We start from the raw sequence: 23,477 nt of genomic DNA on the forward strand, positions 1-23,477 counted from the left end.
CGACTATTCGCCGATGGTTACTCCAACACCTGAGCACTTCTGGGTGATTGAACCGGTCAGTTCGTCAACCTTTTGTTGAGCTTCACCGGCCGTTTGAGTCTCAGCCAGTAAGTCTCCAAGCGCGACGATGTCTTGAGCGAGCGAACTTGAGAGTAGCTCGCGGGCCTGGTCGCCCACCAGGGCATCAATCGATGCGATTACCCCCGAGTCCACCAACCCTGCGTTATAGGCCTCCGACAGGCCTTCCAGAGTGGAAGAGAGTGCGGTGCAGGCGGCTGCGTCCGCAGCAGTCTTGGCAACCTCCTCAACACTGCAACCGGAGAGGGTGATGGCGATGACAGGAGCAATCAGAATCGGAAGTATTCGCATAGTGAGCAAGACTAAAACTGAATTATCAAAATTCGCTGAACCGTAATGATTTGTAACGGGGGAAGTAAAGGGGGGCTTTATGGTTACACTTCCATGGTTCCTAAGTTTGAAACTGGAGATTCGATGCGGGTTTATAACGACATCACCGAGGCATTCGGTAACACACCACTCGTGAAGCTGAACCGAGTGACCGATGGCGGTGCAGCAAACGTCTATGCCAAGCTCGAGTTCTACAACCCATCATCCTCAGTGAAGGACCGCCTCGGTATTGCCATGGTCAACGAGGCTGAGGCTGCGGGTGAGCTAAAGCCAGGTGGCACCATCATCGAAGCCACCAGTGGAAACACTGGTATTGCCCTTGCCATGGTTGGCGCAGCTCGCGGTTACCGCACCATCATCGTGATGCCAGAGTCGATGAGCCTGGAGCGCAAGATTCTGATTCGTGCCTATGGTGCCGAGCTGGTTTTGACTCCAGCCAGCGAGGGCATGAAGGGTTCGGTAGCCAAGGCTGAAGAACTTGGCAAGGAGATTCCAGGTTCACTGTTGGTTCGACAGTTTGAGAACCCAGCTGGACCGAAGATTCACCGTGAGACCACTGCTGAGGAAATCTGGCGAGACCTCGATGGCAACATTGACGCTTTCATCGCGGGTTCCGGAACCGGCGGAACCATCACCGGCACCGGCCAGCGCCTTCGCGAACTAAACCAGGACATCAAGATTTTCGCCGTCCAGCCAGCGGCGTCACCGCTTCTCACCGGCGGTGAAGCAGCTGGTCACCCACTGGCAGGTATCGGCCCAAACTTCATCCCTAACATCTTGGACACCACCGTCTACGACGAGGTGTTGAGTGCTCCTAACGCTGTCGCCTTTGAGTTTGCTCGCAGAGCGGCTGCCGAAGAGGGCATCTTGGCTGGCATTAGCTCCGGCGCCGCGCTATGGGCAGCCAAGGAGATCTCGCACCGACCAGAGTTTGCGGGCAAGAATGTGGTTGTGATTTTGGCTTCCTTCGGTGAGCGTTACATCTCTTCAACGCTCTACCGAGACCTTCAAGAGGAATACCAGACCAAGAGTTGAGAATTTTCGAAGACATCAAGGTAGGTCTGGAGCGCGATCCCGCCACCAGGACCGCACTTGAACTATTTCTGACCTCCCCTGGACTACATGCGATTTGGGCCTACCGAATCGCGCATGTGCTGTGGGGTTGGAAGTTTCGCATTCTGGCTCGAATGCTTTCGAACTGGGCGAAGTTCTTTTCTGGCATTGAGATCCACCCCGGTGCCAAGATTGGGCGTCGTCTGGTGATTGACCACGGCATCGGAGTAGTAATCGGTGAAACCGCCATCATCGGCGATGACTGCCTGATCTACCACGGAGTGACCCTGGGTGGAAAGACTTTGGACCCCGTGAAGCGTCATCCAACCGTCGGCAATCGCGTCACAATCGGCGCAGGCGCAAAACTCATTGGAAACATCACCATCGGAGACGACTGTGCGATTGGTGCCAATGCTGTGGTGACCAAGAACATGCCTGGCGGCACAGTTGCAGTTGGTGTCAACGCAAGGTTGTTGAACCTAACCGGCGACGATCTCTACGTAATCTGATTTACCGCTGTTTTTGAAGTACATACAGCTCCACTTGTCACCCACCGCGACCTGCCTGGTGCCCTGAACTCCATGCCGCTTCAGCTGTTTCCAAACAGCATCCCTACCCAGATCAGTGCCCAGGTGTGGTTTCTTGGGGTAGAAAATCCAAAAGGTTAGTTTTTTGTCCCACGCGGATTTCAGTTTTGGAGCCAGTGACTCAAGCTCTTCGGAGTTCTCGGCAAATATGAACATCGCGGGGCTTTTGCCCTGCTCCACGACCTCGGTAGCCTGGTCAAAATCCACCGCCCACGGCGAGACATCATCTAAATCTGCATCAACGGCCAACTTGACGCATGGAACCATGGTGTCCTGGGGGATAAACATCTTCTTTGCCAAACTCACGAGAGTCAGACTAGTGAACCCTTGCCGAACAAGCGAAACGGTACTGGGAAATTTAACCTGCTAAACGCTAAGCATGGCCCGGCGAATTGCTACCAGCTCAACTAAAACCTGATCGGCAAGTGGTTTATCAAAAGGAATTTGCAAAGCACCCTTGGATTTTTTGTAACCCTCAAGACCCTGAACCTTGTCGAGCACCAGCGAGCTGTGCGGATAGTAGCCCAAGTGAGCCTTATTGATAGCCCAACCCGCGACTGCCTTCCCAGCCACCTTGATGACCGGCATTCCATAGGACATGCCCTCCTCGCCATCGGGAATTAGTGCAGTCAGTCGAGCGCGTAGATCTTGAGCAGCCAGCAGGCCTGGTCCAGAAAACTGACTCAGGTAGGAATCCACCTCACTAGTTGCCATTTGGTCCCGATCGATAAACCTCATTAGGGTTTAGGTCTTTGATCATTTCGCTCACGGTCACAAACCTATAGCCCCTTGACTTCAGGGTCTTCAAAATCCTTGGTAGGGCAAAGCGAGTGGATGCCAGATTGTCATGCATCACCACGATGGCGCCGGGCTTTGCCGCTTGAACCACTCGCTCATAGGTCTCATCTGGGTTTCGAGTCAGCCAGTCCTTTGGATCCACGCTCCACAAAATGAGTGGGGACTGGGCAACCTCTTGAACTAGATCGTCATACTCACCAAAGGGTGGCCGGAAGAGCTCCGGCCTCTCCCCGGTCGCCTCAAACATCAGTTTTGAGACATAACTAAAGTCTCGCTCCAGTTCTGCCCTCGATAAATACGGCAGTTTCCGATGGTCATAGGAGTGGCCACCAAGCTCATGACCCTGGGATAAGACCAACTGGGCGATCTCGGGGTGGGCACGAAGTTGCAGGCCAATAGCGAAGAAGGTGGCCTTGGCTCCGGCTTTCTTGAGCGACTTCAAAATTCCATAGGTGTTGCTGGTCGGACCATCATCAAAAGTCAGTGCAATGCACTTCTCAAGCTGGCAGTCAACGCTTTCGGTAACAAGCTCGGGTTGTGGTTCTGGCTCCTGCTCTTCATCCTCAACCTCGGCGAGCTGTAAATGGAGCTGAGCAATAGCGACATCAAATATCGGATCGGTGATTTTGGTTTGAGCGCTGGTTGGGAGTGAATTTGAAAACGGTGCAATCAACAGCGCGCCAAAGATTGTCAGCCCCAGTGAAGTCTTGAACCACCGCTTCATGGTCTATGCCTGGTAGGCATCAACCTCAATCTCTACAAGCATTTCGGGATTGATAAATTTCACGCCCGCCAAGATGGTGAGAGCCGGTCTGATCTTTGAGAAAAGCTCGCCGTTGGCCCTGCCCACTGCATCCATGTCCGCCTCATCCTTAAGATAAATGCGCACTCGCACGACATCGCCAAGGGAGTACTGAACCTGAGCGAGTGCCTTTTCAATGATCGAAAAGGCAACCTTGGCCTGACCATAGGCATCACCCTTGTGCTGGAGTTCACCATCAACGGTTGCGGTGGTTCCGGAAACATGGACGTAAGATCCCGCTTTCACCGCTCTGGAGTAACCAATCACCGACTCCCAGGGTCCACCGGATGAAATTAGTTGATCTGCAGCCATTTGAAACTCCTTTGATTTCGCTAGGTTAGCGAATCTTGGGGAGTTTCTCGCGCCACGCGCTGAAGGATCTGACACTACCGGCGTGAGGGGTGACTAGCCACGGGTAGGGGTGCAGCTGGGCAATCTTTTTGAACCTTGAAAAGGACGGTACCGGTGCAAAGGTGACTGCGACAGCTTGGGCGTCGGCATAACTATATGGGCTTCCCAGGTATACCCGAAGCTCTCTTCTGGTTGCCAAATCCTTCAGAGTCTCGAGGTAGAAGTGAATTCGCTTGCTAGAGAGCTGCAGTTTTTGAAGCGCAGTCTCGTTGAATACAAATACCGCCGGCAAATCCGGATTGGCAGTCAATGCTGGGTCGCTATCCCCCAGCGAATCGATAGTTAGCAGCACGACCTCGGGTTTTGATATTTCCAGTGCAGCAACTGGGCCGGCAGTTCGCTTTGGGTTTGGATCGTTTTCGACCAATGCGTCTCGCTCAACCCGGTCGAGGATTTGCTCCTCGGGAAACTCCTGAATCGGACAGGCCTTGTTGAGGGGGCAGCGCATGCAAATACCAGGAGCTCGCTTCTCCACCTGCCAGCGTGCAAATCCATAGGGCTTGCCAGTTCCAGCACCAACCGTCCATTGCCAACCAAGCAGGTTGGCAGCACGAGAGCCATCTATCAACTCTCGATACATTCGCTCTTGGCCCAACCTCCAGTCCATGCCGTTGCGCACACTCCAGTGCGAAGCAAGCCACATTCTGGTTTGGTTCACCAACCAACCATCTTCTTCGAGCTCAGATACCACAATGTCAATGCAGTGCATCTCGCGGTCCCAACCATCGCCCTGTGCACTGCCAGCCGGTTCGAATCTAAGCGCTGAAAACATTCGCTTGCCCACTCGGGCGTAGAGATGTCTTGCGTACTCCTGCCACAAAAGCTCATCGCGAAACTTCTCGCGGTCCTTAGAAGGTGCGTTTTCAACCCGATCCCAGACCTGGCGCAGGGTCAAGAGATTGTGACGAATGTATGGCGATAGCACGCTCGCCCCTCGGGCGTGAGTGGGCAATACCTCAGATCGATTTGCCGCGTAACCCCTGATGTCCAACTCGGCAAGGGCTTGGTTCGCAGCGCTCTGTCCACCGGGTATCGAGCTAGCCCCAGTGCCTTGATAAAGGCCCGCGAAATGTCTTTGGAGGAGCTCTTCGTTTGTAAGCGATAGGTCTAGTTCAATCATTCGTTAGTCCAACAGTAGGCCAAGGTAGTAGGCATCGAGAGTTGAAGACGGTCGAGCCTGACCGCCGTGCTGGGCATCAAAACTGGCGGTGGCATCAGTCCCGCAGAGTGAAGCAATTGCGCTAGCCCCGCCAGGGTGCTTGCTGATCCAGTCGGTGAGGTCGTAGACCGATCCGCCAACGATGGCCCAGCAGGTAGTGCGTGAATTCTTTTCAGAGACCTGTGCCCGGGTGTATCCGACGGGAGTGGGAGATTCAGCAGGGGTTTGAGATGGAGCAGGACTGGCCGACTTTGAACTTGAAGGCTTTGGTGCCGGAGCTGGAGTTTGAGAACTGGCATTCTCCTGAGGTTCTGATGATGGCTCAGGATCGTTCGGAGTTTCCGCACTCGCCTCTTGGTCTTTTTCAGTCTCAGGTTCAGGCGAATCAGCCTCTTGCTCAGCCTGGTCGGACTGCGGCTGTTGGGATGCTGAAACCGAGCTTGATGGAGCGCTAGGCGCCGGCTCACTCGGAGTTTGCGAGCAAGCCGCCAGGGCTGCAACTAGCAAACCGAGCACTACAAGACGAAGGGAATTCATTGCTCAGGGTCAACACCTGTTTGACCCCCTGGATTCCCTACTTCAGAGCCAACCAAACGGCCGAGTCAGAGCTGTCTGGAACGTATCCATAACTCACCCTTGCAAACACTCGATTTCCGGTAACTGTTGCCCGAGTGACGATTTCGAACTGACTGACTCCCTTTGCAGCCTTTGCTACCAAGGAGCAAAGTCGCGCGGCATTTTCTCTGCTTCGCTCCAAAGAGCTACTGTTCACAACGCACTGAGCCTTGTTGAGCATTAGATCTTTTTTACGAGCACTCACCACCTGGGATAGAAGCCCGACTCCGGTGATCTTGCCGCTCGAGGCGGTGAGTTTCGAAAATGCAGCGGGCAAGGCCCTGAGTCCCACGAAGTTATCAAAGTGTGCGGTCCCGTGACGCCCTGCGATTGCCTTGAGGTCATATCTTCCAACTGCAAAATCCAAGGGGATCTTGATGGCAAGCTGCTGCTCACCAGTTAGCTTGAAGTCAACCTCGGTCTCGCCCAAGTAAAGCTTTTGGATCGTGTCGAAGTTTCGCCCCTCAACCCTGAGTGTGCTGCCAGGCAGAACACCACCGTGAGCTGGACCAAAGAATTCGGGCCCACGGTAGCGAACCGGGGTGTTATCGACGGCGGCGGCCACGGGAGCATCGACGCCTCCTGATACGCGGAAGGTGATTACTCCGGTTTGAGTGAGGGTAGATCCGGCAAAGTTCATGCCGACGGTGTATTCAACATCGACGTCACCATTTTGTTCACCCTCAAAACGAATGCTGTTGCCTTCAACAATCACCTGGCCCTCAACACCGCCCAGAACCCTAGCTCCCACCAGCTCTTGGTCATCGCCAAGGGAAATCGCCGCTGACGTCACGTCAATTGCGGCTTCGGTGCCAGCGGTTACCGCGACCTCAGCTGCACAAGCCTTAAACACCGTGAACTGAATGTCGTCGATGAAGTTACCTACTGAACCGCCCGATGCGGCCTCGAACTGGAAGCGAATGGTCTCGGAAAGCGATGGAACATATGCGCCCTGATACTTCACCCAACCGTCTTCTAAGGCTGTTCTAAAGATCGACACCGATTCAGTATCGGCATTGCCGTAAACGGGAGATCCGGTGTAGGGGTCATTGATAGGCCTGAAGCGCTTGACACCAGTCTGCTGGACCAGTGCACCTGGGGGCCCAATTCTGACCAACATGGTGTCGGTGGCATTGGCGGCGAACTGACGACCTCGGTGCTTCACGCTCCAGTAATAGGTTTGCCCGACCTGAGCTTCGATGTCCTGGTAAAAAGCAGCCAAGTAGTTTGCGTTAATCTCAGCGAAATACTGGCCATCGGCGGGCTGAGCGTTGTGGGTATCAAAGTATGCTCCGGAACGCCTAGTGCCATCTTGGGCATAACCCGGGAGCTGACGCTGAATCTCCAAATACTGGTCAGCTGCGGTGGTCTTCCAGCCCTGGATGCGCTGGTCAGGTTGGTTCTGATTCAAAAGCAACACCTGTGGTGGACCACCGGCATACCCGTGCCAACCACCGTAAACCGGATTCGAGATACTCGCCACGTTTGGGAGGTTCTCGAAAGAGCCATTCTGAAGGGTCGGTGTGGATGACTCACAGGTAGAGGACGCAATTGCAAAGGTCGAGGTGTTCGGGTTGACCCCTGATAGATCGATAACGGCAAAACTTGCCACCAGACTCAGTGCCACACCGATTCTCAGACCCGACCTAGCGCGCATGCATTACTCCTAGCTTTTGAGCTAGGGCAAGTTAATCCCCGCTTTCGATGCGCTGGGACTGACCGAACAGTTGTCACCCGCAAAATGAACAACTGTATTAAGACAAAACACCCGCGAGTTTTCTCGCGGGTGTTTTGCTTTGGAGCTGGTTATCCGTTGGCAACAATGCGGACCCAGAATCCCTCGCCCTTGAAGGTGCTCTTGGATTCGTAGGTCACAGCCTTGCCACGAAGGCGGTTGGCTTCGATGTAGGAGCAGGCACGCTTTGCCAAGCGCTCGGCAACAGCGGGATCTGCAGCATTCACGATGCACTTGACTGAGGTGTAGTCCGAACCAATCTGCTTAGCAGCGTTGGTCAGATCCAGAAGGGATCCCAACTGGAAGCTCTCGCCCGGAGCCTTGAATGTAAGCTCCTTGGTCGGAATCGCCGCCTTCACGGTAATGCCCTGAAGGTGAGTTAGCTTGCCGTGATCAGAGGAGATTTCGACGTCATACTTGCCAGGAGTTAGGTCGCTCGGCACCTCAATCTCCAGTTCAGAGGTCGAGTTCACCTTATAAGTGACTGCGGCGCCGTTGATTTTCATAGCGGTGATTGAGTCGAGCTTTTTTCCAGAAACCACAATCTTGCTACCAGCCAGTGTCGCTGAGCCGAAGGATGAAAACTCAGGGCCAGAGTACTTTGGGGCGGCGGACCCAGCATTAGTAGAACCTCTCAAAGGAGCCTCCGAGCAGAATCCTGAACCAACCCCAAAAGATCGGCCCGGGGAACTTCCGAAATCAGGAGAATTGTTCCACCCTGAAACACCAAGGATGGAAAGCCCATCCGTAGAAAGAGCTTGGTCATAGACGTACCTCGAGCTAGCCGAACCAACATAAATGGTTGCGGGTATCACTAGCTGTGAAGAGCTAACCGCCTGACCTCCGGATGTTAGGGAGAAGGGGAAAGACTGCACCGCCGATGTGCAGGAGGGTCTGTACTGCCAGCTGTAGGTGATGTTAGGCGTTGAGGGCAGAGAACTCCAAGTGGCCGGAGTTATCTCCAATACTGCACCCACCCCAACAGTCCCGGGATTTTGATGAGTTATTTGAGTCTGAGTAGTGGCCTGGATTTGAGCGGCCTGAACCACTAGCCCCGTTGGTGCTATAGCGGTTGACGCAAGGAGCGCTGCCATCAGAATGCGATGCTTCAATGTTTATCCCCAATTTCAGATGTGTCCTCAGCCTAAATTTCGCATTGGGACCCAGTCTCGAAAATGTTCCCATTTCGCCACCTAAGGCTCCCGAAAGAAAAACACCCGCGAGTTTTCTCGCGGGTGTTTTTCTTTGGAGCTGGTTATCCGTTGGCAACAATGCGGACCCAGAATCCCTCGCCCTTGAAGGTGCTCTTGGATTCGTAGGTCACAGCCTTGCCACGAAGGCGGTTGGCTTCGATGTAGGAGCAGGCACGCTTTGCCAAGCGCTCGGCAACAGCGGGATCTGCAGCATTCACGATGCACTTGACTGAGGTGTACTCCGAACCAATCTGCTTAGCAGCGTTGGTCAAGTCGATCAAAGAACCGTAGTTCAGCCAAGCACCGTCTCCCTTGAAGGAGATCTCCTTGGTTGGGACTACTGCCTTGATGGTGATGCCCTGAAGGTGAGTCAGCTTGCCGTGGGTTGAGGTGATCTCCACGTCGTACTTGCCGGGAGCTAGGTCCTTGGGGAGCTCAATTTCAAGCTCATTTGCCGAGTTCACCTTGTATGTCACGGCAGCGCCGTTGATCTTCATTGAGGTGATGCTGTCTAGCTTCTTGCCAGAGGTGGTTAGCTTGTTGCCCGCCAGGGTTGCATCGCCGAATGAAGAGAACTCAGGGCCTGAATACTTCTGTCCCTGGGCTGCAGAGCCTCGCACGATAGAACCAACAGGACCCTGAAATCCGCCACCACCGTTTGGGTGAGTACATGCAACAAGTGAGGTCTCGCCAATTTTGTATGGACCCACACGGTTTGTCATCATGTTATTTGCGGTTGGGTGAAGATTGAATTCAATGCCATAGCCAGTTAGATCAGCGATTGTTCTGTTGTTCGCGTCGACTGCCGATGCGGGAATCTGGAAGCCATTTACTGCGTAATTCCAGTCGTTGTTGTTGAAGTAAACACGTGTGTAGCTGGAGTTCTGCTCTCCACACTTAGCATTTGAAATAAACGCAAAACCATAGAAGCTCGACGCTGGAAGCGTGTTCAGGTATGGATTCTTCCACTCCGTAGGAGTCGCGATAGATATCGTCGATCCGATTGCCATTCCATTAGTGCCGGTCAAAACCATTGAACTTGAAACGGCATTCGAACCATAGTTGAACTCCTTTTGGAAGCTCGTGTAAGCAGTGACTGACTGATTGCTGGCCACTCCCCACGCAACAGTTAGAACGACTAGACCCTCCGCCTGATCTGAGGTCACGGTTCCACTAATTCGACAAACCGTGGTCGAAGTGGTTGCTGCAGTTAGAACGTTTGTCATCACTGTAGACCCACCGACGATGCTGCAGGTCGTGATTGAGCTTGGGGCAGTAAACGACCAAGAAATCTGCGTTCCAAAAGAGATGCTGCTCGGATAGACAAGTGGCGTACCAGCTGCAGTTCCAGTGCCTGACGCTCCAGAAGGAGAAGCGGTGATTGAAGCGCCGGACATGGTGATGGTCGTCGCCTTAGCCGCCGGTGGCGAAACCAAAAGCAGCGCTGAGGTGATTAGGGAGAAAACGACCCACAGTGAAAGGTCCCGTTTAGTGGAAATATTAATTCGCATTTCGCAAAGGTAGCGTGCGTCAGAAAGACCGAAAGATTCCTCTTCGGCTACCCGCACATAGCCAGCGACGCGCTAGACGTTGAAGCGGAACTCAACCACGTCGCCATCCTGCATGACGTAGTCCTTGCCCTCCATGCGGACCTTGCCTTGGGCCTTTGCCTCGTTCATTGAACCAGCTGAATCTAGGTCTGTGAAGGCCACAACTTCGGCCTTGATGAAGCCCTTTTCGAAGTCAGTGTGGATAACGCCAGCGGCCTGGGGTGCTTTCCATCCCTTTCGGATGGTCCAAGCACGAGACTCTTTTGGACCGGCGGTTAGGTAGGTCTGAAGACCTAGGGTTTGAAAGCCGATACGTGCCAGCTGGTCAAGCCCTGACTCTTCTTGACCTAGGGACTGAAGTAACTCCTGGGCTTCCTCTGGGTCGAGGTCAATCAGTTCGCTCTCAACCTTGGCGTCCAGGAACACAGCCTCTGCTGGGGCCACTAGGTCTGCCAGCTCTTTCTTCTTGGCTGGGTTGGTGAGAACACCCTCATCGACGTTGAAGACGAACAAGATTGGCTTAGAAGTCAGCAGTCCAAGGTCCTTGATTGGCGTTAGGTCAACCTTGGAAAGAGATAGTGGCGTGCCATCGTTGAGGACTTTGATTGCTTCGTCGATGGTTTCTAATGTGCTTGGGTCAACCTTTTTACCCTTGACCTCTTTTTCAATTCTCGGTCTGGTCTTCTCTAGGGTTTGCAAGTCAGCCAGGATCAGCTCGGTATTGATGGTCTCAATATCGCTTTTGGCGTCTACCTTCCCGTCCACGTGAACGACGTCTGAATCAGCAAAACCTCTCACTACCTGAGCGATTGCATCGGCTTCTCGGATGTTTGCTAAAAACTGGTTACCCAAACCCTCTCCCACTGATGCGCCTCGAACGATACCCGCGATATCGACGAATGAAACCGGGGCAGGGAGGATGCGCTCGGAACCGAAGATCTCCGCCAGGCGATTGAGCCTTGGGTCTGGCAGGTTCACCACACCGACGTTTGGCTCGATGGTCGCAAATGGGTAGTTTGCAGCAAGCACATTGTTCTTGGTTAGTGCGTTGAACAGGGTGGACTTACCAACGTTTGGTAGTCCAACGATTCCGATAGTTAGGGCCATTCGCCAAAGTTTATTGCTTCATAATTGCGTTCATGGGTTTGGAGTTTGTGGCTATCGACTTTGAGACGGCTAATGGCTCCCCGGCCTCCCCTTGCGCAGTTGGTCTTGTGAGGGTTCGAGATGGCCAAATCCAAGAGTCGCTAGCGATGCTCTTTAGACCCCCATACCCAAACAACTGGTTCCATGAGGGCAACATCCAGGTTCATGGAATTCGTCCAGAGGACATTGTCGACTCCCCAGATTGGGAGGAGATTTTGCCGGAGCTGTTGCTGTTCACAGAGGGGTTGCCCCTCGTTGCGCACAACGCCAGCTTCGATATGGGTGTGTTGCGCGCCAGCGCAGAGGCCGTTGGGTTTGACCTGCCGCAGCTGAATTACTTTTGCAGCCTCAGCATTGCAAGACGGACCTATGCTCTTGAGAGCTACCGTCTCAACGCGGTGGCCTACGCCATTGGTCACGAGGAGTTCAAGCACCACGATGCCCTCGCCGACTCCGATGCTTGCGCAAGAATCATCCTGCATGCCGCTAATCGGCATGATGTTGAAACTGTCGAAGACCTTCTGACAGCAACAAAACAACAGCTCAAACCCCTAGTTGTCTGACCCGGGTGTAATACTGACCGGCATGGATCAAATTTTCTTAGTTGGCCTCAATGCCCTAGTCATTGGACTTATTCTCGGTGCGCTCGGTGGCTTTCGGTATGCGAAGGCAAAGGGCCCTGCGGTTGACACCGAGGCCTTGACTAAGCTAGCCGCCCTCGAAGCGACTAATTCAGCTTTACGGGAGCAGCTGGCCAAGGCTGACACTCAACTTGTTGAGCAGAAACAGCTCACCGAACAGGAAAACAAGATTCTGGTCCAACTTGCCCCCGTGAAGCAGCAGCTTGAGCAAATGCAAACTACTGTTCAAAGACTCGAGCGCGAGCGCTCTGAACAGTTCAGCTCAATCTCTGAGCAGCTCAGGGCTGCAATTGAAACCGATGAGAATCTGCGCAAGCAGACCCAGCAGCTTTCCCAAGCGCTGTCCTCTAATTCACTCCGCGGCGTCTGGGGCGAGGCGCAGCTTCGAAAGCTCGTTGAGCTGGCTGGACTAATCAAGCACGCTGATTTTGCTGAGCAGTCGACAATCTCAACATCGGCGGGAGCTGGTCGCGCCGACATGGTGATCAACCTGCCTGGCGGCAAGGCCCTAGCTATTGACTCGAAGGTCCCGTTCAATTCTTATCAAGAGGCCTCCTCTATCTCTGAGTTGGCGACTGGCGAAGAACTCGATCGCAGGAAGCGTCTTCTGGAGGAGCATGTGAAGGCGGTTAGAAAGCACATCGACGACCTTGGCTCCAAGGCCTATTGGACCGGCCTCTCTGCATCTCCAGACTTTGTAGTTTGCTTTGTGCCTTCAGAGTCGTTGCTGTCAGCCGCTCTTGAGGCAGACCCTGCAATCTTGGAATATGCGTTCAAGAAGAATGTTGCGCTAGCCTCGCCGGTCAGCCTGTTTTCGGTCCTCAAGACCATCAACTACATATGGCGTCAGAATGCCGATGAGACCCAGGTCCGCGCGATGATTCGCCTTGGTCGCGAGCTTTATGAGCGCGTTGGCAAGGTGGCTCAGGTGGCCGACAAGCTTGGTAGATCAATCACTTCTACCGTCAAGGACTACAACGCATTCGTATCGTCGCTGGAATCCAGAATGTTGGTAACCGCGCGAAAGCTCAACGACCTTGATGAAAATGAGTTAGGGACTGAGGATCTAGCCGCCCCAAAGGTCATCGAAGAATCGCCAAACACGATTACTGCAAAGGAACTTGAGAGCTAATCTCCGAGCCGAAATGAGGCTATAGTGAGTGCGTTGCGCCTACAAAGATGTGAGTGCTTTCTTTAGTTTTTCTCACATCAAGGAGATCTCTAATGGCTGGCAAAAAAGCGCCAATCGTTACTCTTACCCCAGCACCAACGCTAGACCGCACCTACTTCGTAAAGAACCTCGTTGAGGGCGGAGTAAACCGAGCAGAGCGCGTTGGAGAAGAGCTCGCTGGTAAGGGAATCAACGTGTCTCGCGGTCTTCACCTGGCAGGTATCCCGGCCCCTGGCATCGTACCCATCGGAAATGCAGACCCAGGTGTGCTAGAGCGCACTGGCTCAGGCTTCCTGACTCCACTATGGGTTGAAGGCACACTGCGGGTCTCCACCACTGTCGTTGAGTACGACGGCCCCACCACCAAGATCAACGAGAGCCCAAGACCTCTAAACCAGAAGGACTGGGACGCAGTTGTGGCGCTCACCGAAAAGACCGTCAAGCACAACGAAGCCGAGTGGCTCGTGGTTGCCGGGGCACATCCTGACATCGTCGAGACCGGCACGGTTATCGACCTTCACCCACTTTTTGATCGTATGCACGCTCTCGGTGTGAAGGTGGTCCTAGACACCTCAGGACCTGCACTTCGCTATTGGGCTCAGCAGGGCAAGGCCACCGTAATGAAGCCAAATGCTCACGAACTAGCTGAGTGCGTGGGTCGAGATCTGAACACCATCGGTGATGTCATCGATGCAGCGCGTGAGCTAAACGACTGGGGCGTGAACTGCGTCATGGCATCTCTTGGTGTTGACGGCATAATCGCAGTCACAAAGACCCACGCGATTCACGCGTACACAGCTCCGGTAAAGGTAATCAACACTGTTGGCGCTGGTGACTCAACCATCGCAGGTTTCCTATCCGCGGTTACCTCGCACCCAGCAGGCCCAACTGACTTTGGTGTTGGTTTTGATGTTGCAGAGGGTATTGCCGCTGCCGTGCAGTGGGGCGCTGCAAAGGTTCAGCAGCCAACCAGTGGCCTGCAGTCCATCGACAATCTCGTAGAAGCAACCGTAGAGCTAATTCCAGACGCTTCTCGCCTGTTGGGCGAGCCAGCCAAGGCCTAAGTAAGGAGCCGAAATGGCAGTTGTAAATTCCGAAGAATATCTAGAGATGCTCGACCGCGCCAAAAAGGGCGGTTTCGCATACCCGGCTATCAACGTTTCTAGCTCGCAGACCCTCAACGCTGCGCTTGCGGGTTTGCAGGCAGCTGGCTCAGATGGCATTTTGCAGGTGACCACCGGTGGTGCTGACTACTGGAGCGGTCCAACTATCAAGAACCGTGTTTCTGGAGCACTCGCTTTCGCAGCTTTTGCTCGCGAGGTGGCAAAGAACTACGACGTCAAGGTTGCACTCCACACCGACCACTGCAATTTCGAGCAACTCGACACCTTCGTGAAGCCTTTGATCGCGCTATCTGAGGAGCGCGTGAAGGACGGCGGCGAGTCCATCTTCAACTCCCACATGTGGGATGGATCCGAGGTTCCGCTGGGGCAGAACCTCGAGATCGCTCGTGAGTTTCTAAAGCGCACCAACAACATCGGTGCCGTTTTGGAGATCGAGGTTGGTGCAGTTGGTGGCGAGGAAGATGGTGTCGAGGGCGCTATCGATGAGCACCTTTACACCACGGTCGCTGACGGTATGGCCACGGCTGAGGCGCTGGGTCTTGGTGAGAACGGCCGCTACATGGCTGCCCTAACCTTCGGTAACGTGCACGGAGTCTACAAGCCAGGAAACGTTGTGCTTCGCCCTGCGCTTTTGAAGCAGATTCAGGACGAGGTTGGTGCCAAATACGGCAAGGACAAGCCGTTTGACCTTGTCTTCCACGGTGGATCAGGCTCTACCGAGCAGGAGATTGCCGACGCTGTGAAATTTGGCGTCATCAAGATGAACATCGACACCGATCTGCAGTACGCATTCACCCGCCCAATCGCTGATCACATGTTCCGCAACTACGACGGAGTTCTGAAGGTTGATGGCGAGGTTGGCAACAAGAAGACCTATGACCCACGCGCCTGGGGCAAGTTGGCTGAGGCCGGCATGTCCGAGCGTGTTGTCGAAGCGGCCAAGCAGCTTGGATCAGCTGGCAAGTCCAACTGGTAGACAAATGTCCAAAGAGATAAGCCCGTTCTATGAGAACGGGCTTCCTCGTTTTCGGGGTGAATACCTAGATGGCGAAATGCATGGACCGTGGGAGTTCTATCGGAAAGATGGATCGCTAATGCGATCCGGTGAGTTTGATAAGGGGATTCAAACTGGAACCTGGAGAACCTTCGATCGAGCAGGCAACTTGGTCAGCGAGAGAATTTTCTAGCGCCCCGTTGAGCAAAACGGCAGGTCTCAAGCTTTGTCTTCAGCTCAAATCTGTAACGAGATGTTTGAAGATTTAGCGCTTAGCTTTGTTTGAGGTGTCCTCGCCGGCGGACTTTAGGTCTTTGCGAAGTTCCTTTGGCAGTGAAAACTGAATGTCTTCCTCGGCAGTGGTGATGGTTCTAACATCACCAAAGCCCCTGCGGGCTAGGTCATCCAGGACATCAGAGACCAGCTCTTCAGGAACAGACGCTCCGGAGCTGACCCCGACAGTCTCAACGCCTTCAAACCACTCGTCTTTGATTTCAGTTGCGAAGTCAACGCGGTAGGCGGCTTTTGCACCCGCGTCCAGGGCAACCTCGACTAGGCGAACGGTATTGGAGGAGTTAGCGGAGCCCACAACGATCACTAGGTCGCTTTCTGCGCCGACCTTCTTGATCGCTACCTGGCGGTTCTGAGTGGCATAGCAGATGTCATCGCTTGGTGGGTTCTGCAGAGTCGGGAATTTCTCACGTAGCTTGACGACCGTTTCCATGGTCTCATCGACTGAGAGGGTGGTCTGAGAGAGCCAGATGACCTTGCTGGGGTCCTTGACCTTGGCCTTTTGAATGTCTTTGTCGCCATCGATCAACTGGACAACATCCGGCGCCTCACCAGCGGTTCCCTCAACTTCCTCGTGACCCTCGTGGCCAACAAGCAAGATGTCGTAACCGTCTGCTGCAAAGCGCTGCACCTCGCGGTGAACCTTGGTCACCAATGGGCAGGTCGCGTCAATCGTCTGCTGGTTTCGCTTTTGAGCCGCCTCAATAACAGCTGGAGAAACTCCGTGAGCAGAAAAGACCATGATGCAGCCCTCCGGGGCCTCATCCACCTCGTCAACAAAGATTGCGCCGCGCTTTTCAAGTGATGCCACCACGTGCTTGTTGTGGACAATCTGCTTGCGAACATAGATTGGAGCGCCGTAGTGATCCAATGCCTTTTCAACCGCGATTACCGCGCGGTCTACGCCTGCGCAGTAGCCTCTTGGGGCTGCTAGCAGCACCCGCTTTTCGGGCTTAATGTCGGTCATCGCATTATTGTTGATAGGACTCACCCGTTCATTCTACGAAGCCACGCTAGGAGACTCCTCTTGGATACAAGCGAAGCCGTAGAGAATCAATCAAAAGTTTCTACCGAACATTCCCCCTGGCAGGTCTCTCAGCTCTCTAAATCACTCAAAGACTGGATCGAAAAGCTAGGTCGGGTCTGGGTTGAGGGTGAACTTCAATCTTTCCAAGAACGCCCTTCCGGGATTTTTGCCTCAATCCGAGATCTTGACGTTGAGGCAGCCATTGAAATTCACTCCTTCAACCAATCCGGGGCTCAAATAGAGGTTGGGTTGAAGCAGGGCGATCGAGTTGTAGCACTGTTGCAGCCGCAGTTCTGGGCTAAAAACGGCAAGCTCACTATGCGCATCCTGGCGATGCACAAGGTCGGCCTCGGTGAGCTGCTCGAGCGCTTGGAACGACTGAAGCAGCAAATCATTAGCGAGGGGCTAACCGCTCCGGAGCGCAAGCAGCCGCTGCCATTTTTGCCAAACCGCGTTGGTCTGATTACGGGGGCAAACTCGGATGCCGAAAAGGATGTACTTCAAAATGCCAAACTTCGTTGGCCTGAGGTGCAGTTCGAGGTCATTCACTCTCATGTTCAGGGAGATAAGGCGGTTGGTGAACTCTTATTTGCGCTGGAGACCCTCGATGCTATGCCTGAGGTTGATGTCATCATCATGGCCCGAGGTGGCGGTAGCTTCCAAGACCTACTCCCATTCAGCGATGAGCGATTGGTCAGGGCGGTTGCAGCTTGTAAGACTCCGTTTGTCTCTGCGATTGGCCATGAGAATGACCAGCCACTAATAGACCTAGTGGCCGACCTTCGCGCTTCCACACCCACGGATGCTGCCAAGCGCGTGGTTCCTGATGTTCAGGAGGAGCGTCGCAACCTTCAGGTTGCCCTGGCAAGACTGCGACAGCGCCTGGACTCCATTGTCACTGTTCAAGAACAATTCCTAATCTCAATCAGATCTAGGCCGGTGTTGGCGTCACCATACGGTTTTGTGGACGCGCAAGCAGAGCAGCTTGGGCTACTCAAGCGCAGAATTCGCGAGATTGCGGATTTCCGGCTAGAGCGTGCCAAGCATGAAATAGAACAGCTTTCTCTGCGGGCACATTCACTTTCTCCCCAGCTAACGCTCAGTCGTGGCTACGCCGTCGTGACAGACGAAAAGGGCAAGGTTTTGACCAAGGCAAAGTCAGGTCAGGGAATCGTCATCCGCACTCAAGCTCAAGAAATTCAATCAACCGTGAATCAGGTTAAGGAACTGTGATGTCAAAGGAAATCAAGGATCTCAGCTACGAACAAGCTCGTGACGAGCTGCAAAAGGTTGTTGCCGAACTCGAGCAGCAGAACGTCAGCCTAGAGGCCTCCATGGCCCTGTGGGAGCGCGGCGAGGCATTGGCCAAGCACTGCGAGGGATTCTTGGCGGGAGCGCGCAAGAAGCTTGAGGCAGCGCAGAAGGACCAGAACTAGTGAGCGACAGCGCGGCGCAGCACAGAGCCAAACAAACCGTCAGAAACCTGATCTACTCGCTGCTGGTTACGGTTGGCTTGGTTGTGCTGATCGTTCTCGGGGTTCCCAGAGACGACTCAAACCGAATCGCAGAAGTCGACTACAACCAGATAGCGCAGCAAGCGAGCGAATCACTTGGTTTGAATGCAATCGCGCCTGAGATCCCCCAGGACTGGTGGTCAAATGCCGCGAGGCTTGAAAAAGAGCTTGATGTTGACTCTTGGTATGTAGGTTTTGTGACCGAGGACAACCAGTTCATCGGCATGTCCCAAGCGTTTGAATCAAACCCATCTTGGCTCGCATTGACCCTGCAGGGCAACTGGCAAGATGGCACCACGGTGATTGACGGTAAGACCTGGGAAATATGGCCAACTTTGAACCCGCAATCCCCCCGCGGCACCAAGCATTACGCCATGGTTCACAAGTTTGAAACGTCTGCGGTTGTAATCTATGGAACGGCGGAGCCAGAGCAGTTTGAAACCCTAGCCAAGGCCATCACCGCAGAACTCGATTAGGAGCGCAATGCCCAGACCGCAAACTGCCCGGGAAGCCTGGCAAGTTTTGGAATCGGGCAATGCCAACTTCGTAGCCGGCACACCGGCTCACCCCAGACAGGATGCAGACGTCAGGCTTGCGATTGCCAACCGGCAAAAGCCTTTTGCCGCGCTGTTCGGTTGCTCCGACTCCCGGCTTGCGGCAGAGATGATCTTCGATGTCGGCCTAGGTGATTTGTTCGTGGTTAGGAATGCCGGCCAGGTCATTGCCGAAACGATTTTGGGTTCATTGGAGTTCGCGGTTGAAGTTCTCAAAGTCCCACTGATTCTGGTGCTTGCTCACGACGAGTGCGGAGCGATTCGCTCAACCATGAATGCCGCAGAGGGGACCTTGTCCGTTCAGGGTGAATTCATTCATAACCTGGTGGATCGAATTATGCCAACGGTGCAGCGATCCTTGGAGGTCGGCGAAACCAGCATTGATGAGATCACCGATAGGCACGTTAGAGACACGATCACCGAACTTCTAGAGCGATCAAAAGTAATTTCTGATGCCGTAAAAGATGGCAAACTTGCTGTGGTCGGAGCCAATTACAAGCTTGAGCTCGGTGAGGTTCACGCAATCCTCACTCACGGTCAGATTTAGCAAAGGATAAGCAGGAGACACAATGGAGTATCGCATCGAGCACGACACCATGGGTGAGGTTCGAGTCCCAATCAACGCGCTATACCGCGCCCAGACCCAGCGTGCTGTCGAGAACTTCCCGATCAGTGGATCCGGCCTAGAGCGCGAGCACATCATTGCCCTGGCCCGCATCAAGAAGGCCGCCGCCATGACCAACGCAAAGCTTGGCATCTTGGCTCAGGAAATTGCGGACTCGATTGTTGCGAGCGCCGACGAAGTAATCGGTGGTCAGCACCACGAGCACTTCCCAGTGGACGTTTTCCAGACTGGTTCTGGAACCAGCTCAAACATGAACATGAACGAGGTGCTGGCAACGCTAGCCACCGCAAAGCTCGGCAAAGACGTTCACCCAAATGACCACGTAAACGCATCTCAGTCCTCGAACGACGTGTTCCCGACCTCGGTTCACGTTGCCGTTACTAATGCCTTGGTGAACGATCTACTCCCCGCCCTGGACTATCTGGCTAAGGACCTGGAGCAAAAGGCCAGTGCCTGGAAGGACTATGTCAAGCCAGGTCGCACCCACCTCATGGACGCAACCCCTGTGACCTTTGGTCAGGAATTTGCCGGTTATGCCGCTCAGATCCGCTATGGAATCGAACGCGTAAACGCCTGTTTGGGACGTGTTGCCGAGGTGCCACAGGGTGGAACTGCAACCGGAACCGGAATCAACACCCCCAAGGGCTTCCCACAGGAGGTAATCAGCCTGCTTGCAAAGGAGACTGGCCTGCCAATAACGGAGGCTCGTGACCACTTTGAGGCACAGGGTGCTCGCGATGCCCTGGTTGAGGCATCTGGTGCTCTAAAGGTGATTGCGGTAAGCCTTACAAAGATCAACAACGACCTGCGTTGGATGGGATCGGGCCCAAACACCGGTCTGGCCGAGCTAAACATCCCAGACCTGCAGCCAGGTTCGTCGATTATGCCCGGCAAGGTAAACCCTGTAATTCCTGAGGCTGTGCTTATGGTTTGCGCTCGTGTTATCGGCAACGATGCGACCGTGACCTGGGCGGGCGCCTCTGGAAACTTCGAACTAAACGTGGCGATCCCAGTTATGGGTAACGCCCTTCTGGAATCAATCCGCCTGCTTGCCAATTCGATGCGCGTCCTCGCCGATAAGACTGTCAAGGGTCTAGAGGTCAACGTTGATCGTGCCAAGGCGCTGGCTGAGTCCAGCCCGTCGATCGTCACCCCGCTAAACAAATTCATCGGCTACGAGAGTGCAGCGAAGATCGCAAAGCACTCGGTCCAAAAGGGCATCACGGTTCGCGAGGCAACTATTGAACTTGGCTATGTAGACGGCGATAAGTTGACCATGGAGCAGCTAGACAAAGCCCTCGATGTCTACCCGATGACTCGCCCTCCTCAGTAAACCCTGGAGAACATGCCAAAAAAGATGGCTAGGAAGAAGCTGGCTATCAAAAAGGGTCCGAAGGCGATGCTGTCTTTCACCTTCGATTTTCTGAGCAGCAGATTTGAAAGGCCCGCTAGCGCTGCCGTGAAAACCGAGGTCAGGTTGCTGATCAGGACCAGCCAAGGTGACAGGTAGCCGAGGATCAGGTTCAGAGAAACCAGCAGCTTTACGTCCCCCATGCCGAATCCACCCCCAATGGCTAGCAGTAGCCCCAGGCCGGCAGTGATGAGCGCTATGAGCCAGGCCGTAGTTAGCCGCTGCCAATCCCAAGCGAGCGTGGCGGTGATGAAGACTGCAGGAGTTGCCAGCAAAAACAGCCTCAGCGTGTAGTGGTTGGGTAGGCGATGTTCCTGAAAATCGATGCTGGAAAGCTTGAATGACACTAGGGCTAAATAGCCAATCGGCACCAACAGCGGAAAGAACTCAATCACAACCTCAAATTAGGCCGAGTCGAGTAACTACGCTTTTGCTTATCCCCAGCTAGTAGTCCAGCAGATCGGTTACTAGGGCAGCGATTTCGCTTCGCTCACTCCTGGTCAGAGTGATGTGACTGAACAGAGACTGGCCCTTCAATGTCTCCACCACCGAGGCAATTCCATCGTGTCGACCAACCCTCAGGTTGTCGCGCTGAGCAACGTCGTGAGTTAGGACGACCCTGGACTTTTGACCAATTCGAGAGAGCATGGTTAGAAGCACATTGCGCTCCAGGGACTGTGCCTCATCGACAATCACGAAGGTGTCATGTAACGAGCGACCGCGAATGTGAGTAAGTGGTAAAACCTCGAGAATGCCTCTCGCGAGAACTTCATCGATTACCTCTTTGGAAACTAATGCCCCGAGGGTGTCAAATACAGCCTGGGCCCAAGGGTTCATCTTTTCGGCTTCAGTGCCAGGAAGATAGCCAAGCTCTTGACCACCCACCGCATACAGCGGACGGAACACCATGATCTTCTTGTGCTGGCGACGCTCCAGCACGGCCTCTAAGGCTGCGCACAGCGCTAAAGCACTCTTACCGGTGCCCGCCCTGCCGCCAAGCGAAACTATGCCAATCTCTGGGTCCAAGAGTGCGTCAATCGCAAGTCTTTGCTCAGCGGATCTGCCGTGAACCCCGAATACTTCGCGATCACCGCGAACCAAGCGCACCGTTCGATTTTCCGTGACCCTACCTAGTGCACTCCCGCGCTCTGAGGAGATTACAAGACCGGTGTTGACTGGCAGAGTCTTCGCCTCTGGATGTGAGATCTCCTCCTGGTCGTAAAGATTTGCCATCTCGTCTCCAGATAGCGCTAGCTCGGAAATTCCGTTCCACTCATCGGTTGCCAACTCGTGGAGATATTCCTCGGCCCGCATACCGATCGAAGCAGCCTTTACGCGCATGGGAAGGTCTTTCGAGACGACTGTCACATCAAAACCCTCGGCCTTGAGATTGGCTGCAACTGCGAGGATTCGGGAGTCGTTGTCACCCAGCTGGAAGCCGGTGGGCAGGATACTCTGATCGATGTGATTTAGCTCAACCCTGAGCGTCCCGCCTTCGCCCACTTCAACGGGGAAGTCCAAGCGTTCGTGCTTTTGCCTTAGGTCGTCCAAAAATCGAAGCGCCTTGCGAGCAAAGTAACCAATCTCTGGATCGTTTCTCTTCTTCTCGAGCTCGTTAATTACAACGATCGGAAGAACCACTTCATGCTCTGCAAACCTGAAAAGAGCACGTGGGTCAGAGAGAAGAACCGAGGTGTCCAATACGAAGGTTCGAATCGAAGTTTTGGCTCGCGTCACCGCCTCAGAGGAAGAGTCTTGCTTGGTCTTTCTTGAGTTAGCGGTAGCGGCCACCGGTTCTCCTTTGCCTGGGAACTTAGCCAGAATCTACGCCTGGGATTTACCGTTTTTCTCGCGTGACACGCCGCTATACCAATCGTTAATAATTCAGCTTCCAAAGCGTCGATGACGACGCTGAAAATCGCGCATTGCTCGAAGAAAATCAACCCGCCTGAAATCTGGCCAGAGTGCCTCTGCAAAGTAGAACTCGCTGTTAGCGCTTTGCCATAGCAGGAAGCCGCTCAGTCGCTGCTCCCCCGAGGTTCTGATCAGTAGGTCTGGGTCAGGCTGACCCGTTGTGTAGAGATGCTCAGTGATTAGTTCTGGGGTTAGATGCTCTGCCAACTCATCGATCGATAGACCCTTAGCGGCATGCGATTTCAAGATGGACCTCATGGCATCTGAGATCTCCTTGCGCCCACCGTAGGCGATCGCAAGATTGACATGCGGCATCGGGTTGTTCTTGGTCTTCTCCTCGATCACGGAGAGTCTTTGTGCGGCCTCATAAGGAAGCTGCGCGGTATCACCAACAACCTTGAGCTTCCAGCGACCAAGTTCGACGAGCTCCTCGGCAAGCTTGACAATGATGTCGATCAAATCTTTGAGCTCATCACTCGAACGACCAACCAAGTTGTCTGTTGACAGAAGGTAAATAGTGGTGTGCTCAATACCGAGCTCAGAGCACCAGGTCAGAAAATCAACGATTTTCTTGGCACCGGCGGCATGGCCATGGCCAACCTTGTCAAAGCCCTGCAGCTGCGCCCAGCGGCGATTGCCATCGACCATGACACCAATGTGTTTTGGCAAGTTACTTGGCTCGAGGTCACGCTCCAGCATCGATTCGTAAATCCGATAGACAAGATTGCGCACGGCATAAATTTAGTCGCTATTC

The 23,477-nt window shown here is 54.0% G+C and carries 27 protein-coding genes; 12 read left to right on the forward strand and 15 right to left on the reverse strand.

Annotated elements, in window-relative coordinates; all coding sequences use genetic code 11:
• Nucleotides 1-3: 3 nt before the first annotated feature.
• The gene (locus OO713_RS04755) at nucleotides 4-369 is read right to left on the reverse strand and encodes a hypothetical protein (RefSeq protein ID WP_264784965.1); all 366 of its coding nucleotides are present in this window, start codon (nucleotides 367-369) and stop codon (nucleotides 4-6) included.
• A 123-nt stretch (nucleotides 370-492) separates the two neighbouring features.
• Here OO713_RS04755 and cysK point away from each other — a divergent pair, with 123 nt between their 5' ends.
• Together cysK and cysE are read left to right on the forward strand one after the other, a co-directional pair.
• The gene (cysK, locus tag OO713_RS04760) at nucleotides 493-1,443 is read left to right on the forward strand and encodes a cysteine synthase A (protein WP_264786441.1); all 951 of its coding nucleotides are present in this window, start codon (nucleotides 493-495) and stop codon (nucleotides 1,441-1,443) included.
• On the forward strand, nucleotides 1,440-1,970 hold the full coding sequence (gene cysE, locus OO713_RS04765; RefSeq protein ID WP_264784966.1) for a serine O-acetyltransferase: 531 nt from the start codon (nucleotides 1,440-1,442) through the stop codon (nucleotides 1,968-1,970). The genes cysK and cysE overlap by 4 nt, the downstream gene beginning before the upstream one ends.
• On the opposite strand, the gene OO713_RS04770 is transcribed toward cysE, so the two are convergent.
• From OO713_RS04770 to ychF, 10 genes are all read right to left on the reverse strand, one after another.
• The gene (locus OO713_RS04770; RefSeq protein WP_264784967.1) at nucleotides 1,941-2,354 is read right to left on the reverse strand and encodes a hypothetical protein; all 414 of its coding nucleotides are present in this window, start codon (nucleotides 2,352-2,354) and stop codon (nucleotides 1,941-1,943) included. The genes cysE and OO713_RS04770 overlap by 30 nt on opposite strands.
• Before the next feature lie 60 nt (nucleotides 2,355-2,414).
• Nucleotides 2,415-2,762 carry a DUF1801 domain-containing protein gene (locus OO713_RS04775; protein WP_264784968.1) on the reverse strand — a complete coding sequence of 116 codons (348 nt, stop codon included), beginning with the start codon at nucleotides 2,760-2,762 and terminating at the stop codon, nucleotides 2,415-2,417.
• Nucleotides 2,752-3,570: a polysaccharide deacetylase family protein gene (locus tag OO713_RS04780; protein ID WP_264784969.1), complete on the reverse strand. Its 819-nt coding sequence runs from the start codon at nucleotides 3,568-3,570 to the stop codon at nucleotides 2,752-2,754. The genes OO713_RS04775 and OO713_RS04780 overlap by 11 nt, the downstream gene beginning before the upstream one ends.
• A 3-nt stretch (nucleotides 3,571-3,573) precedes the next feature.
• On the reverse strand, nucleotides 3,574-3,960 hold the full coding sequence (locus OO713_RS04785; protein WP_264784970.1) for a RidA family protein: 387 nt from the start codon (nucleotides 3,958-3,960) through the stop codon (nucleotides 3,574-3,576).
• A gap of 25 nt (nucleotides 3,961-3,985) precedes the next feature.
• A complete protein-coding gene (locus OO713_RS04790) occupies nucleotides 3,986-5,179 on the reverse strand; it encodes an FAD-binding domain-containing protein (RefSeq protein WP_264784971.1) in 1,194 nt (397 codons plus the stop codon).
• 3 nt (nucleotides 5,180-5,182) lie between these two features.
• On the reverse strand, nucleotides 5,183-5,755 hold the full coding sequence (locus OO713_RS04795; protein ID WP_264784972.1) for a cytochrome b5-like heme/steroid binding domain-containing protein: 573 nt from the start codon (nucleotides 5,753-5,755) through the stop codon (nucleotides 5,183-5,185).
• A gap of 37 nt (nucleotides 5,756-5,792) precedes the next feature.
• Nucleotides 5,793-7,490 (reverse strand): hypothetical protein, encoded by a 1,698-nt coding sequence (locus tag OO713_RS04800; protein WP_264784973.1) that lies wholly within the window; start codon nucleotides 7,488-7,490, stop codon nucleotides 5,793-5,795.
• Nucleotides 7,491-7,639: 149 nt separating this feature from the next.
• The gene (locus OO713_RS04805; protein ID WP_264784974.1) at nucleotides 7,640-8,206 is read right to left on the reverse strand and encodes a hypothetical protein; all 567 of its coding nucleotides are present in this window, start codon (nucleotides 8,204-8,206) and stop codon (nucleotides 7,640-7,642) included.
• 617 nt (nucleotides 8,207-8,823) lie between these two features.
• Nucleotides 8,824-10,272 carry a hypothetical protein gene (locus OO713_RS04810; protein ID WP_264784975.1) on the reverse strand — a complete coding sequence of 483 codons (1,449 nt, stop codon included), beginning with the start codon at nucleotides 10,270-10,272 and terminating at the stop codon, nucleotides 8,824-8,826.
• Between the two features lie 72 nt (nucleotides 10,273-10,344).
• Nucleotides 10,345-11,418 (reverse strand): redox-regulated ATPase YchF, encoded by a 1,074-nt coding sequence (gene ychF / locus OO713_RS04815; RefSeq protein ID WP_264784976.1) that lies wholly within the window; start codon nucleotides 11,416-11,418, stop codon nucleotides 10,345-10,347.
• Between the two features lie 32 nt (nucleotides 11,419-11,450).
• Between ychF and OO713_RS04820 the strand changes: the two genes are divergently transcribed.
• From OO713_RS04820 to OO713_RS04840, 5 genes are all read left to right on the forward strand, one after another.
• A complete protein-coding gene (locus tag OO713_RS04820; protein ID WP_264784977.1) occupies nucleotides 11,451-12,020 on the forward strand; it encodes a 3'-5' exonuclease in 570 nt (189 codons plus the stop codon).
• Between the two features lie 22 nt (nucleotides 12,021-12,042).
• Nucleotides 12,043-13,230, forward strand: a complete 1,188-nt coding sequence (locus OO713_RS04825) for a DNA recombination protein RmuC (protein WP_264784978.1) — start codon at nucleotides 12,043-12,045, stop codon at nucleotides 13,228-13,230.
• Nucleotides 13,231-13,322: 92 nt separating this feature from the next.
• Complete coding sequence (locus OO713_RS04830) at nucleotides 13,323-14,333, forward strand: PfkB family carbohydrate kinase (protein WP_264784979.1); 1,011 nt, start codon at nucleotides 13,323-13,325, stop codon at nucleotides 14,331-14,333.
• Nucleotides 14,334-14,346: 13 nt separating this feature from the next.
• On the forward strand, nucleotides 14,347-15,369 hold the full coding sequence (gene fbaA / locus OO713_RS04835) for a class II fructose-bisphosphate aldolase (protein WP_264784980.1): 1,023 nt from the start codon (nucleotides 14,347-14,349) through the stop codon (nucleotides 15,367-15,369).
• A 4-nt stretch (nucleotides 15,370-15,373) separates the two neighbouring features.
• Nucleotides 15,374-15,580 carry a hypothetical protein gene (locus OO713_RS04840; protein ID WP_264784981.1) on the forward strand — a complete coding sequence of 69 codons (207 nt, stop codon included), beginning with the start codon at nucleotides 15,374-15,376 and terminating at the stop codon, nucleotides 15,578-15,580.
• A 72-nt stretch (nucleotides 15,581-15,652) separates the two neighbouring features.
• On the opposite strand, the gene OO713_RS04845 is transcribed toward OO713_RS04840, so the two are convergent.
• Complete coding sequence (locus tag OO713_RS04845; protein ID WP_264786442.1) at nucleotides 15,653-16,645, reverse strand: 4-hydroxy-3-methylbut-2-enyl diphosphate reductase; 993 nt, start codon at nucleotides 16,643-16,645, stop codon at nucleotides 15,653-15,655.
• Nucleotides 16,646-16,705: 60 nt separating this feature from the next.
• Between OO713_RS04845 and xseA the strand changes: the two genes are divergently transcribed.
• Genes xseA through OO713_RS04870 form a run of 5 tightly spaced genes read left to right on the forward strand, consistent with a single transcriptional unit; the run spans nucleotide 16,706 to nucleotide 20,731 of the window.
• Nucleotides 16,706-17,938 (forward strand): exodeoxyribonuclease VII large subunit, encoded by a 1,233-nt coding sequence (gene xseA / locus OO713_RS04850; RefSeq protein WP_264784982.1) that lies wholly within the window; start codon nucleotides 16,706-16,708, stop codon nucleotides 17,936-17,938.
• The gene (locus OO713_RS04855; RefSeq protein ID WP_264784983.1) at nucleotides 17,938-18,141 is read left to right on the forward strand and encodes an exodeoxyribonuclease VII small subunit; all 204 of its coding nucleotides are present in this window, start codon (nucleotides 17,938-17,940) and stop codon (nucleotides 18,139-18,141) included. Before xseA ends, OO713_RS04855 begins: the two co-directional genes overlap by 1 nt.
• Nucleotides 18,141-18,695: a DUF4245 domain-containing protein gene (locus OO713_RS04860; protein WP_264784984.1), complete on the forward strand. Its 555-nt coding sequence runs from the start codon at nucleotides 18,141-18,143 to the stop codon at nucleotides 18,693-18,695. Before OO713_RS04855 ends, OO713_RS04860 begins: the two co-directional genes overlap by 1 nt.
• 7 nt (nucleotides 18,696-18,702) lie before the next feature.
• Nucleotides 18,703-19,320 carry a carbonic anhydrase gene (locus tag OO713_RS04865; protein ID WP_264784985.1) on the forward strand — a complete coding sequence of 206 codons (618 nt, stop codon included), beginning with the start codon at nucleotides 18,703-18,705 and terminating at the stop codon, nucleotides 19,318-19,320.
• 22 nt (nucleotides 19,321-19,342) lie between these two features.
• Nucleotides 19,343-20,731: a class II fumarate hydratase gene (locus OO713_RS04870; RefSeq protein ID WP_264784986.1), complete on the forward strand. Its 1,389-nt coding sequence runs from the start codon at nucleotides 19,343-19,345 to the stop codon at nucleotides 20,729-20,731.
• Here OO713_RS04870 and OO713_RS04875 read toward each other — a convergent pair.
• The 3 genes from OO713_RS04875 to OO713_RS04885 all read right to left on the reverse strand — a co-directional run bounded on the left by OO713_RS04875 (nucleotide 20,725) and on the right by OO713_RS04885 (nucleotide 23,455).
• Complete coding sequence (locus OO713_RS04875; RefSeq protein ID WP_264784988.1) at nucleotides 20,725-21,204, reverse strand: prepilin peptidase; 480 nt, start codon at nucleotides 21,202-21,204, stop codon at nucleotides 20,725-20,727. The genes OO713_RS04870 and OO713_RS04875 overlap by 7 nt on opposite strands.
• 49 nt (nucleotides 21,205-21,253) lie before the next feature.
• Nucleotides 21,254-22,546, reverse strand: coding sequence for a PhoH family protein (locus OO713_RS04880; RefSeq protein ID WP_264786445.1), 1,293 nt, complete (start codon nucleotides 22,544-22,546; stop codon nucleotides 21,254-21,256).
• Nucleotides 22,547-22,693: 147 nt separating this feature from the next.
• Nucleotides 22,694-23,455 carry an isoprenyl transferase gene (locus tag OO713_RS04885; protein ID WP_264784989.1) on the reverse strand — a complete coding sequence of 254 codons (762 nt, stop codon included), beginning with the start codon at nucleotides 23,453-23,455 and terminating at the stop codon, nucleotides 22,694-22,696.
• Nucleotides 23,456-23,477: the final 22 nt, after the last annotated feature.

This window comes from Aquiluna sp. KACHI24 (assembly GCF_025997915.1).
GTDB lineage: Bacteria > Actinomycetota > Actinomycetes > Actinomycetales > Microbacteriaceae > Aquiluna.

What these genes read in the sequence shown, in the direction of transcription:
- OO713_RS04755 (WP_264784965.1), bottom strand. Translation starts at nt 369, where the DNA reads ATGCGAATACTTCCGATTCTGATTGCTCCTGTCATCGCCATCACCCTC.
- cysK (WP_264786441.1), top strand. Translation starts at nt 493, where the DNA reads ATGCGGGTTTATAACGACATCACCGAGGCATTCGGTAACACACCACTC.
- OO713_RS04775 (WP_264784968.1), bottom strand. Translation starts at nt 2,762, where the DNA reads ATGGCAACTAGTGAGGTGGATTCCTACCTGAGTCAGTTTTCTGGACCA.
- OO713_RS04780 (WP_264784969.1), bottom strand. Translation starts at nt 3,570, where the DNA reads ATGAAGCGGTGGTTCAAGACTTCACTGGGGCTGACAATCTTTGGCGCG.
- OO713_RS04785 (WP_264784970.1), bottom strand. Translation starts at nt 3,960, where the DNA reads ATGGCTGCAGATCAACTAATTTCATCCGGTGGACCCTGGGAGTCGGTG.
- OO713_RS04790 (WP_264784971.1), bottom strand. Translation starts at nt 5,179, where the DNA reads ATGATTGAACTAGACCTATCGCTTACAAACGAAGAGCTCCTCCAAAGA.
- OO713_RS04795 (WP_264784972.1), bottom strand. Translation starts at nt 5,755, where the DNA reads ATGAATTCCCTTCGTCTTGTAGTGCTCGGTTTGCTAGTTGCAGCCCTG.
- OO713_RS04800 (WP_264784973.1), bottom strand. Translation starts at nt 7,490, where the DNA reads ATGCGCGCTAGGTCGGGTCTGAGAATCGGTGTGGCACTGAGTCTGGTG.
- OO713_RS04810 (WP_264784975.1), bottom strand. Translation starts at nt 10,272, where the DNA reads ATGCGAATTAATATTTCCACTAAACGGGACCTTTCACTGTGGGTCGTT.
- ychF (WP_264784976.1), bottom strand. Translation starts at nt 11,418, where the DNA reads ATGGCCCTAACTATCGGAATCGTTGGACTACCAAACGTTGGTAAGTCC.
- OO713_RS04820 (WP_264784977.1), top strand. Translation starts at nt 11,451, where the DNA reads ATGGGTTTGGAGTTTGTGGCTATCGACTTTGAGACGGCTAATGGCTCC.
- OO713_RS04825 (WP_264784978.1), top strand. Translation starts at nt 12,043, where the DNA reads ATGGATCAAATTTTCTTAGTTGGCCTCAATGCCCTAGTCATTGGACTT.
- OO713_RS04830 (WP_264784979.1), top strand. Translation starts at nt 13,323, where the DNA reads ATGGCTGGCAAAAAAGCGCCAATCGTTACTCTTACCCCAGCACCAACG.
- fbaA (WP_264784980.1), top strand. Translation starts at nt 14,347, where the DNA reads ATGGCAGTTGTAAATTCCGAAGAATATCTAGAGATGCTCGACCGCGCC.
- OO713_RS04840 (WP_264784981.1), top strand. Translation starts at nt 15,374, where the DNA reads ATGTCCAAAGAGATAAGCCCGTTCTATGAGAACGGGCTTCCTCGTTTT.
- OO713_RS04845 (WP_264786442.1), bottom strand. Translation starts at nt 16,645, where the DNA reads ATGACCGACATTAAGCCCGAAAAGCGGGTGCTGCTAGCAGCCCCAAGA.
- OO713_RS04855 (WP_264784983.1), top strand. Translation starts at nt 17,938, where the DNA reads ATGTCAAAGGAAATCAAGGATCTCAGCTACGAACAAGCTCGTGACGAG.
- OO713_RS04865 (WP_264784985.1), top strand. Translation starts at nt 18,703, where the DNA reads ATGCCCAGACCGCAAACTGCCCGGGAAGCCTGGCAAGTTTTGGAATCG.
- OO713_RS04870 (WP_264784986.1), top strand. Translation starts at nt 19,343, where the DNA reads ATGGAGTATCGCATCGAGCACGACACCATGGGTGAGGTTCGAGTCCCA.